Annotated in this window: 7 protein-coding genes and 1 pseudogene; all 8 read right to left on the bottom strand. The window is 70.1% G+C overall.

Features of this window, described 5'->3' with window-relative positions; translation table 11 throughout:
* Positions 1-295, bottom strand: a pseudogene (locus tag D183_RS24665) (S9 family peptidase); the annotation flags it as partial.
* A gap of 139 nt (positions 296-434) precedes the next feature.
* Positions 435-2,006 (bottom strand): APC family permease, encoded by a 1,572-nt coding sequence (locus tag D183_RS0112815; RefSeq protein ID WP_017909346.1) that lies wholly within the window; start codon positions 2,004-2,006, stop codon positions 435-437.
* 371 nt (positions 2,007-2,377) lie between these two features.
* Entirely contained in the window at positions 2,378-4,210 is a 1,833-nt protein-coding gene (locus D183_RS0112820; protein ID WP_017909347.1) for a DUF885 domain-containing protein, read from the bottom strand.
* On the bottom strand, positions 4,207-6,039 hold the full coding sequence (locus D183_RS0112825; RefSeq protein WP_026144431.1) for a DUF885 domain-containing protein: 1,833 nt from the start codon (positions 6,037-6,039) through the stop codon (positions 4,207-4,209). Before D183_RS0112825 ends, D183_RS0112820 begins: the two co-directional genes overlap by 4 nt.
* An 82-nt stretch (positions 6,040-6,121) precedes the next feature.
* Positions 6,122-7,330 carry a M24 family metallopeptidase gene (locus tag D183_RS0112830; protein WP_017909349.1) on the bottom strand — a complete coding sequence of 403 codons (1,209 nt, stop codon included), beginning with the start codon at positions 7,328-7,330 and terminating at the stop codon, positions 6,122-6,124.
* Positions 7,327-8,919, bottom strand: coding sequence for an aldehyde dehydrogenase family protein (locus tag D183_RS0112835; protein WP_017909350.1), 1,593 nt, complete (start codon positions 8,917-8,919; stop codon positions 7,327-7,329). The genes D183_RS0112830 and D183_RS0112835 overlap by 4 nt, the downstream gene beginning before the upstream one ends.
* 1 nt (position 8,920) lies before the next feature.
* Positions 8,921-9,826, bottom strand: a complete 906-nt coding sequence (locus tag D183_RS0112840) for a dihydrodipicolinate synthase family protein (protein WP_017909351.1) — start codon at positions 9,824-9,826, stop codon at positions 8,921-8,923.
* Positions 9,823-10,606, bottom strand: a 784-nt coding sequence (locus D183_RS24670) for an FAD-dependent oxidoreductase (protein WP_017909352.1), incomplete at its 5' end; no start/stop codon positions are given. The genes D183_RS24670 and D183_RS0112840, both read right to left, overlap by 4 nt.

The following is a 10,606-nucleotide window of genomic DNA, read 5'->3' on the forward strand; positions in this document are numbered from 1 at the left end:
TGGTGCCGGTCGCCGCACTCAACGCGCGCGCCAACTGCTGCTGGTCGAACGCCGGCTGCTTGCGCTGGCTGGCCACGTCCTCGACCACGAAGGCGAAGCCGCCCGGCACGGTCTTGCGGTAGTAGAACGCGCCGTCGTCGCGCCACTGCGCCGGCCAGGTCACGCTCTCGGTCAGGCCGATCCAGGCCTCGCGCAGGCCCAGCGAGCGCTGGTAGTCGGCGACGCTGGGCGCGGCCTGGGCGGCGCCGGCGCAGCAGGCCAGTGCCATGACGATCGATACGACGAACTTGTTCATTCGGTTTCCAAAAATCTCATGACGCGCTGTTTCCCGTAGAGCGGCTTTAGCCGCGACGGGCTTTCCCGTTGACGTCTGCCGCAGCCAATCCCACAAAAAGGGACAAGAACCGTCCTACGCCTCTCCACACACGCAACGGCTACTCCCCGTCATCCTCTTCCAACGCCAGTTCCTCCGGACGCAGGCCGCTGCGCGCACCCCAGTGGTAGCAACCCAAGGCGATCGCGGCCACGCACAGCGTGTCCCAGGGATGGGCGATCCAGCCGCTGCCGCCGAAGGTGCCCAGGCGCGACACCACCAACACCAGCGCGAAGAACACGATCAGCCACAGCACACCGCGCACCTGCCGCCACAGCCGCGCACGGCCGGCCGCGTTGGGCAGGCGGTACAGCACGTACAGCGCGAACATGGCGATCTGCAGGCCAAGCAGCCACGACAGCGTGTTCCAGGTCGACCAGTACACGATCAGGCCTGCGACGATGAACGACAGCGGCCCGAGCAGCGCCATGCCGCGCAGCCGGAACGGCCGCGGCAGTTCCGGCGCGCTGCGCCGCAACGCGGCCACGGTCACCGGCGCCACCGCATAGCTCAGCACCAGCGCCGCCGACACCACGTTGATCAGCGCCTCCCACGAGGGGAACGGCAGGGTCCAGAACACCGACAGGCCCAGGCTCAGCCACAGCGCCGGGCGCGGGATGCCGGAGGCGGCGTCCACCTTGGTCAGCACCGGCAGGAATCCGCCGCTGCGCGCCCAGCCGTAGACCACCCGCGGCGTGGCGTTCATGTAGATGTTGCCGGTGCCGCTGGGCGAGATCATCGCGTCGCAGATCACCAGCGCCGCCAGCCAGCCCATGCCCAGCGCCAGGGCGATATCGTGGTACGGCAGCGAGAACGCCTTGTCGATGCCGCCCCAGCCGTTGACCAGATGTTGCGCCGGCACCCCACCGAGGAAGGCGAGCTGCAGCAGCACGTAGATCACCGTGGACAGCGCCACCGACAGGATCAGCGCGATCGGGATATTGCGCTGCGGATCGCGCACCTCGCTGGCCACCGACACGATCGGCGTGAGCCCGAGGTAGGCGAAGATGATGCCGCCGGCGGAGATCGCCGCTTCCACTCCGGCCGCGCCGAACGGCGCGAAGCCCTGCACGTGCAGGTTGCGCGCATCGAAGTGCGCCATCAGCAGCACGATCACCAGCACCGGCACCAGGAACTTGAACACGCTGACGATGTTGTTGGCGGTGGCGAAGGTCTTGACGCTGTAGTAGTTGAGCAGGAAGAACGCGACCAGCAGCGCCAGTTGCAGCAGCCAGCCGGCGACGCTGGGATGGGTACTGCCTGCCTGGTTGAGCCAAGGGAACCACGCCGCGGCGTATTGCCGCGCCGCTTCCACTTCGATCGCGATCAGGCTGGAGAAGGCGATCAGGGTGATGAAGCCCATCAGCCAGCCCAGCAGCACGCCGTGCGAGTACTCCGGGTAGCGCACCACGCCGCCGGCGCGCGGCAGCGCCGCACCGAGTTCGCAGTACACCAGGCCCAGCAGCAGCACCGCCACGCCGCCGGCGATCCACGAGACGATGCCGGCCGGCCCGGCGATCGCCGAGACGTGGCTGGCCGAGAACAGCCAACCGGACCCGAAGATCGAGCCCAACCCGATGAAGGTCAGATCGGTGAGGCTCAAGCGCTTGTGGAACTTGCCTTGTGCGGCCATGGCGTCTCCCGCTGGATTGGTGTCACTGGCGATTCGATGATCTGCGGCGTTCCCTACCCTCACCCCAACCCCTCTCCCGGAGGGAGAGGGGCTTTTACTTCCCTTCTCCCCTCGGGATAAGGTGCCCCGAAGGGGCGGATGAGGGTCCGGGCGAAGCCTCATGCAGCTGAAACACCGCACGCGCGTCACGTCCCGACCCTCACCCCAACCCCTCTCCCGGAGGGAGAGGGGCTTTTACTTCCCTTCTCCCCTCGGGATAAGGTGCCCCGAAGGGGCGGATGAGGGTCCGGGCGAAGCCTCCTGCAGCTGAAACACCGCACGCGCTTCGCGCCCGACCCTCACCCCAACCCCTCTCCCGGGGGGAGAGGGGCTTATTGCTTCGCCGCCTCCTTCGACCAAGGCGACTTTCCACCCTCGGCAATGAACCGGTCGATGCGCTGCTCCAGCACCGGCAGCGGCACCGAGCCCGTCTCCAGCACCGCGTCGTGGAACGCGCGGATGTCGAACTTCTCGCCCAGCGCCTGCTCCGCCTTGCGCCGCAGCTCCAGGATCTTCAACTCACCCAGGTAGTAGGACAGCGCCTGGCCGGGCCAGGCGATGTAGCGGTCGACCTCGGTGGTCACCTCGTGCTCGCTGAGCGCGGTGTTGTCGCGCAGGAACGCCTGCGCCTGCTCCCGCGTCCAGCCGTCGTGGTGGATGCCGGTGTCGATCACCAGCCGGCACGCACGCCACATCTGGTAGGTCAGGTAGCCGAAGCGGTCGTACGGGGTGTCGTACATCCCCATCTCCTGCCCCAGGTATTCCGAGTACACCGCCCAGCCCTCGCCATACGCGGAAATGAAGGTGTAGCGGCGGAAATCCGGCAGGTTGTCCTGCTCGGCCGCCAACGGCATCTGCAGCGCATGGCCCGGTGAGGACTCGTGCAAGGTCAGCGCAGCGAGGTTATACAGCGGACGCGACGGCAGGTCGTAGGTGTTGACCAGGTAGATGCCGGGGCCACCGCGCCCGCCGGTGTAGAACGGCGCCAGGTCCGCCGGCACCGGCTCGATCGCGAAGCGTTGCCGCGGCAGCCGGCCGATGTAGTCGCCGATCTTGCCGTCCACGCGCTTGGCGATCCACGCCGCGTCCTTGAGCAGTTCTTCCGGGGTCTTGGCGTAGAACCTGGGATCGGTGCGCAGGTAGTGCAGGAACGCCGGGAAGGTCTGCTGCCCCGACGGGGTCTTGAAGCCGCTGTCGACGATCGCCTGGTCCATCTCCTTGCGCAGCCGCGCCACTTCCTTCAGCCCCACCGCGTGGATCTGCTCGGGGCTGAGGTCGAGCGTGGTGTATTCGCGGATCTGCGCGCGGTAGTACGCCACGCCGTCGGGCAGCGATTCGGCGGCCAGCGCCGGGCGTGCCTTGGGCAGGTATTCCTCGCGCATGAAACGCAGCAGCTTGGCGTAGGCCGGCACCACCTGCTGGGCGACCGCCGTGCGCGCCTGCGCGCGCAACTGCGCCTGCAATGGCGCCGGGATCGTCGCCGGCATCTGCTTGAACGGGGTGTAGAACAGATTGGTCTCGCCAGGCGCCTGCGCGACCTCGGCGATCGACTGGTCGCGGCCCTGCAGGGTCACTTTGGGCTGGGCGAAACCGCGCGCCAGGCCGGCGCGCATGTTGGCGATCTGCTCGTCGAAGTAGCGCGGGATGTCGGCGAGCTGTCCGAGATAGCGCTGGTAGTCCTCGCGGTTGCGCAGGGTGGCGCGCGCAGTGAATCCCAGGTCGCTCCAGAACGCGGAGTCGCTGTTGAACGGCATTTCCCAGGCGCGGAACCGCTGCTGGTCGAGCAGCACCTGCAGTTGCTGGCGATAGACCTGGTAGTTCACCTGGTCCTGCGCCGACAACTGCGCCGGGTCGATCGCATCCAGATCATGCAGCGTCTGCTGCCAGTAGGCGGTGCGCTGCGCCTGGGTGGCCGGATCGACCTTGGGCAGGTGATCGGCCGCCTGCCCTTGCGCGTCCTCGTCGTCGGCGCCGGCGAATTGCTCCTGGCGCCATTTCCACTCGCGCTGGTACAGCGCCTTGAAGCGCGCGCCGGCATCGCCGGCGGGGGCAGCGGCCGCCGGCGCTGCGATCTTTGCGGGCGCGGCGGCGGCAGCGCCCTGCCAGGCCAGGGTGCACGCGATGGCCAGGGCCAGCGCGGTGCGCAGTCGGGAACGGGAGGTCATCGCGAAGTCTCCGAAGTGGCGGGGGTGCCGGCCTGGACCTGGGCGATCCAGGCATCGATGCGCGCGTCCAGCAGGTCCAGCGGCATCGCGCCGCCGCCGAGGATGGCATCGTGGAAGGCGCGGATGTCGAAGCGCTCGCCCAGCGCGCGCCTGGCCTTCTCGCGCAGCGCCAGGATGTCCAGTTCGCCGAGCTTGTAGCCCAGTGCCTGGCCCGGCCAGACGATGTAGCGATCAGTCTCGGCCTGGATGCTGGGCTCGTCGTCGGACGGATGCGCGTGGAAGAAGTCGATCATCTGCTGCCGCGTCCAGCGCTTGTAGTGGACGCCGGTGTCCAGCACCAGCCGGTTGGCGCGCAGCAGCTCGCCGGCCAGGCGGCCATAGTCGCTGTACGGATCGCGGTAGAAGCCTACTTCCTTGCCCAGCCGCTCGGCGTACAGCGCCCAGCCTTCCACGTAGGCGTTGTAGCTGGATTGCTGGCGGAACGGCGGCAGCGGCAGGGTCTGCGCCAGCGAGATCTGCAGGTGATGACCGGGCACGCCCTCGTGATACGCGGTGGCCTCGATGTTGACCAGGGTGCGGTGCGCGTAGTCGCTGGTGTTGACCATCACCAGCCCGGGCTTGCTGCCCTGCGCATCGCTCTGCCAGTACTCGGCACCGGGCGCGGTGGCGCGGAACGCGGGCATCGCGCGGACCTCCAGCGGCGTCTTCGGCAGCGTACCGAACAGCGTCGGTAGCCTCGGCTGCATCTGCGCGATGTCGTCGCGGTAGCGCTGCAGGATCTGCTCGGGCGAGGTGGCGAAGAACTTGCGATCATGGGCCACCGCCTTGCGTAGCGCAGCCAGATCGGCATAGCCGAGCTGCTTGGCGATCACGCCCATCTCGCCCTCGATGCGCGCGACCTCGGCCAGGCCGGTCTGGTGGATCTGCTCGGGCGACTGATCGGTGGTGGTCTGGGTGTGGATCGCGAAGCGGTAGCGGCGCGCACCATCGGGCAGCGACCACAGGCCTTCGCGTGCACGGCCCTGCGGCGCGTATTCGTCGGCGACGAAGTCGGCGAGCTTGCGATAGGCCGGGCGCACCTGCTGGTCGATCGCCGCGATCATCGCCGCGCGCAGACGCGGCCGCTCGGCCTCCGGCACCGCCGCGGGGAACTGCTGCAGCGGCAGCGCGAAGGGACTGTCGGCACCGGCCGGCGCGGCGATCTCGCGTACCTGCGCGGGAATGCGCTTGAGCAGGTACTTCGGCTGCACCAGCCCGTCCCTGGCGCCGGCGCGCGACAGCGCCACCACCTGGTCGAGCAGCGCCGGGATCGCCTGCAGGCGCTTGATGTAGTCCTCGTAGTCCTTGACGCTGGCGAACGGAAACGCCTGCGCATAGCCCGGCAGCGCCACCTGGATGCCGCCGACCGGCTCCAGCGGCATCTCGTCGTTCTTCAGCGCGATCGCCTCCAGCCGGTCGCGCAACTGCCGCTGCATCATCTGCAGGCTCAACCGCTCCTGCGCCGACAGCGCCTTGGTATCGATCGCATCGAAGCGCGCCAGGAACGCAGCGGTGGCCTGGCGTTCGGCCTCCAGCGCGGCGAGCGAATAGTCGCTCCAGCGATCGTTGTAGCGGCTGTCGCCGATGATGCTGGCGAACTCCGGATGGTGCTCGAGCTGATACTGCCACTGCGCGTCGAGCAGCGCAGCGAAGGCCTGCGACGGCGAGGTGCTTGCCTTGGCCGGCGCCGTTGCCGCCGGCGCGGAAGGCGCCGACGGTGCCGACGGCTGACAGGCACTCAGCAGGGCCAGTGCCAGCATGCCGACGACGGGCAGACGTATGTGCTTCATCGAGGAACTCCGCAGGGCGGCACGCGCCCGTGACACACCGCGGCGGCCGCCGCGCAAACGTTGCAGGCGGCCGCCCTGCGCATCAGGCGAACGGCCGGTCGATCGCCGGCGACGGCGGCGTGAACCACTGCGCGCCGTCCTCGGTGACGTAGAAATGATCCTCCAGGCGCACGCCGAACTCGCCCGGCACCACGATCATCGGCTCGTTGCTGCAGCACATGCCCGGCGCCAGCGCCAGCGCATTGCCGCGCACCAGGTACGGTGCCTCGTGGATGCTCATGCCGCAACCGTGGCCGGTGCGATGCGGCAGCCCCGGCAACTGGTAGTCCGGGCCGAGCCCGGCACGCTGCAGCACCTTGCGCGCGGCCTCGTCCACCACCGCGCAGGCCACGCCCGGCCGCACCGCGGCGAAGGCCGCCGCCTGCGCGTCGTGCTCCAGTTGCCAGATGCGTCGCTGCTTCTCGCTGGGCTCGCCGAAGATGTAGGTGCGGGTGATGTCGGAGTGGTAGCCCTGCACGGTGCAGCCGGTATCGATCAGCACCAGTTCGCCCGGGCGCAGCGCCTGCACGCCGGGAATGCCGTGCGGATACGCGGTGGCATGGCCGAACTGCACAATGCAGAAGGTCGAGCCGTTGTCGGCACCGAGCGCGCGGTGCGCCTGGTCGATGAAGCGGGTCAGTTCCGCGGTGGTGATGCCTTCGTGGATCAGCCCGGCGGCCAGCCGCTGCACGTGCAGGGTCATGTCGCAGGCCTGCTGCATCAGCGCCAGTTCCGCCGACGACTTGCGCATGCGGCAGCCGTCGACGATGGCCGCCGCATCGCGGATGGCGATCCGGCCCAGCACCGCCGTCAGCCCGGTGTGCACCGCAAAGGCCACGCCCGGGTCCAGCGCCAGGCTCTGCGCGTCCAGTTCCAGCAGGGCCTCGGCGACCAGCGCGTGCGGATCCTCGTGTTCCTGCCACAGGCGCTTGCGCACTGGCACCGACAGCACTGCGTCCAGCGAGCCTTCCTCGAACGCCGGGCAGATCAGCAGCGGATCGCCTTCGGCGGTGAGCAGCATCGCCACCAGGCGCTCGCTGGCGCCCCACGGCACCCCGGTGAAGTAGCGCAACGAAGCGCCGGCACCGATCAGCAACGCGTCGGCGCCGTGCGCGCGCATCAGCGCGCGCGCGTTGGCCAGACGCTGCCGGTACTCCTGCTGCTGGATCGCCGGCGCGCGGTGCGGCCACGGCGCCAGTTGCGCGTGCGCCTGCTCCAGGGTCAACCCGCCGATCTGGGCCTGCTCGCTCATGCGCGCGGCTCCACGTCGGCGGTGCTCCAGCTGCCGTCGATCAGGCGCTGCACGCCGCCGGGATTGCGGTCGCGCAGCAACGGCGGCAGCAGCGCGTCGGGCACGCCGTCGTAGCTGTGCAGCGCGGCGAAGCGGCGGATCGCCGCGGGCATGCCGACGGCAGTGAAGCCCGGATGGCCGGTGCTCGGATAGGGGCCGCCATGGTTCATCGCCGGGCTCACCGCCACGCCGGTCGGCATCTTGTTGCAGATCAGGCGGCCGACCCGCGGGCGCAGCGCCGCGGCCAGCGCAGCGAAGGCCAGATCGTCGCTGCCGTCGGCGGCGCGATACAGGGTGCCGGTGAGATTGCCCTCGAAGCTGCGCGCCAGGGCGGTCAACTGCCCCAACCCGCCGCCGCGCACGATCAGGCTGACCGGGCCGAACGCCTCGGTCTGCAGCGCCTCGGGCTGCTGCAGGAAGGCCTCGGCCGACACTTGCAGCAGGGTCGGCGCATGCCGATAGCCGGGACCTGCATCGGCCTCGCCACCGGCCAGCACCGTGGCGCCGGCATCGCGCAGCGTGCCCACGCTGCGCTGCAGATGCTCCAGCACGCCGCGCGAGAACAGCAGCGCCGGCGCAGCCGCGGCGAAATGCGCGGTGGCCGCGGCGATGAAGGCATCGCCCGCCTCGCCCTCGGGCACCACCACGATGCCCGGGTTGGTGCAGAACTGGCCGCTGCCCATGGTGCAGGAGGCGAAGAACTCCTGCGCCAGCGCCGCGCCGCGTTCGGCCAGCGCGCCCGGCAGCAGGAACACCGGATTGACGCTGGACAACTCGACATAGGCCGGCACCCCGGCGCGGTCGGCGGCGGCCTTCAGCGCCAGCCCGCCGGCACGGCTGCCGGTGAAGCCGATCGCGCCCAGCCGCGGATCGCCGGCCAGCTCCAGGCCCAGCGTGCTGTCGAAGTGATACAGCAACTGCACCGTCGCCGCCGGCAGGTCGTTGGCCAGCAGCGCCTGGTGCGCGAGCTGGGCCAGGCGCTGGCTGGTGGCCGGATGCGAAGGATGCGCCTTGGCGATGACCGGATTGCGCGCGGCGATGGCCGAGGCGAAATCGCTACCGGCCACCGCGTTGAACGCGAACGGGAAATTGTTCGGACCGAACACCAGCACCGGCTTGTGCAGCGGCCCCAGCTGCGCGCGCAGGCCGGCCGCGGTGTCGATCACCGGCTGCGCCCAGCTGTGGCTGCGCGCCGCCTGCGCGGCCTGACGCAACTGCCCGCTGGCGCGCGGCAGTTCCACCTTGGCCAGGCGCGGCTCCACCGGCAGGCCGGTTTCGGCGTGTGCCAGCGCCACCAGACGTTCGACGTCGGCGTCGATCGCGTCCGCATACGCATCCAGGAACCCGGCGATGCGTTCCGGCGCGGCCGCAGCCAGCGCGTCGGCGCTCAGCGCCGCCGCGCTCAGCGCCGCTTCCAGATCGGCGGCGCCGCTGATCGGGAACGACGGGCCGAACTCGCTCCCGTCGCGCGGATCCTCGGCGCGGAAACTGCCGCGCTCTTCCAGCGAGGCCTGCCAATGGCCGGCCAGCAACAGCGGTTGCGTGCTCATCTCAGTGCCCGGGATGGGTGGCGATGGCGTGGTCGATGACCTTCAGCGCGGCCTCGCGCTCGGCGCCTTCCAGCACCAGCCGCGGCGCGCGCACGCGCTCGCTGCCCAGGCCGACCTTCTCCTGCACCAGCTTGATCAGCTGCACGAACTTGGGCACGGTGTCCAGACGCAGCAGCGGCAGGAACCAGTCGTACAGCGCCTTGGCCGCCGGGTAGCCGCCGTCGCGGGCCAGCTCGAACAGCTTCACCGACTCCTTCGGGTAGGCGTTGACCAGGCCGGCGATCCAGCCCTTGGCACCCATGCTCAGGCCTTCGACGATCGCATCGTCCATGCCCACCAGCAGCACCAGGCGGTCGCCGAGCAGCTCGCCCAGCGCGGCGAAGCGGCGCACGTCGCCGGAGGATTCCTTCACCGCCTGCAGATTCGGGAACTCGGCGGCCAGCTCGGCGATCTGCGCCGGGCTGAAATCGGTCTTGTAGGCGATCGGGTTGTTGTACAGGATCGCCGGCAGGTCGGTGGCGGCGATCACCGCGCGCATGTGCGCGCCCATTTCGCGCCAGTCGGTGGAATACACGTACGGCGGCAGCACCATGAGGCCACCGCAGCCGACCTGCTTGGCCGCCTGCGCCAGGCGCACGGCCTCGTCGGTGGACAGCGCGGCGATGCCCGGCACCACCGGGATGCGGCCGTCGACCGCCTGCACAAGGGTCTTCAGGATCGCCAGCTTGTCGTCGAAGCTCAGCGTGGCCGCCTCGCCCAGCGAGCCCAGCGGCACGATCGCGGTGCAGCCGGCGTCGATCATGAGCTGCGCATGCTTGGCCAGGAACGCGTGGTCGATGCTGCCGTCGGCGTTGAACGGGGTGGTGATGGCCGGCAGCACGCCGTACCAGAAGGAAGCCTTGCTCATGGATGTACACCTTGTGGAGAGTTGCGAAGGGATGCCGCGCGCGACGGCGCGGCGCAAGCGGTGTCCGGAGCGGGATCCGGACAGGGATGGGCCAGCGCGTCCAGACGCGCCGGGAACAGCGGCGGCCGGCGGCCGTCGTCGGAGAAATCGGCGGCGCGCGTGGCCAGGCCAAGTTCGGTCAGCGCACTGCCGCAGATGCGGCCCTGGCAGGCGCCCATGCCGCAGCGCGAGGCCAGCTTGGCATCGCGCAGGTCGGCATGGCCCTGCAGCGCGGACAGCGGCACGTCTTCGCAGCGGCACACCAGCGTATCCGGCGCGGCCAGCGCATGGATGCGCGGGTCCAGCGCGAACTGCCGCTGCAGCAGTTCAGCGAAGGCGCGCGCACGTCGCCGCTGCGGCTGCAGCGCCTGCGCAGCGGCGTCCTGGCCGGCGGCCAGGTGGCCGGCGATCGCGCCTTCGACGCGCGCGCAATCGCGCCCGCCGATGCCCAGCGCCTCGCCGGCGGCATAGACGCTGTCGACGCTGGTGCGCAGTTGCGCATCCACCGCCACGCACGGATGCGCGCCGCTGCGGCCCAGCCGGCAGCCCAGCAGTTGCGCCAGTTCCACGTTCGGCACCAGGCCGTAGCCCAACGCCAAGTGATCGCAGGCGAGACGGCGGCGGCCGCGCGGGCCGTCGAGTTCCACCTCCTGCACGCGGCCCTCGCCGTGCGCGGCCAGCACCACGCTGCCGGCGTGGTAGCCGACCCCGGCCAGTTGCGTGCGCAGCGCCAGCGCCTGA

Origin of the sequence: Xanthomonas sp. SHU 199 (assembly GCF_000364665.1) — a bacterium.
Lineage (GTDB): Bacteria > Pseudomonadota > Gammaproteobacteria > Xanthomonadales > Xanthomonadaceae > Xanthomonas_A > Xanthomonas_A sontii.

Coding starts and splice junctions, on each gene's coding strand:
- D183_RS0112840 (WP_017909351.1), bottom strand. CDS start 9,826: ATGAGCAAGGCTTCCTTCTGGTACGGCGTGCTGCCGGCCATCACCACC.
- D183_RS0112830 (WP_017909349.1), bottom strand. CDS start 7,330: ATGAGCGAGCAGGCCCAGATCGGCGGGTTGACCCTGGAGCAGGCGCAC.
- D183_RS0112825 (WP_026144431.1), bottom strand. CDS start 6,039: ATGAAGCACATACGTCTGCCCGTCGTCGGCATGCTGGCACTGGCCCTG.
- D183_RS0112815 (WP_017909346.1), bottom strand. CDS start 2,006: ATGGCCGCACAAGGCAAGTTCCACAAGCGCTTGAGCCTCACCGATCTG.
- D183_RS0112835 (WP_017909350.1), bottom strand. CDS start 8,919: ATGAGCACGCAACCGCTGTTGCTGGCCGGCCATTGGCAGGCCTCGCTG.
- D183_RS0112820 (WP_017909347.1), bottom strand. CDS start 4,210: ATGACCTCCCGTTCCCGACTGCGCACCGCGCTGGCCCTGGCCATCGCG.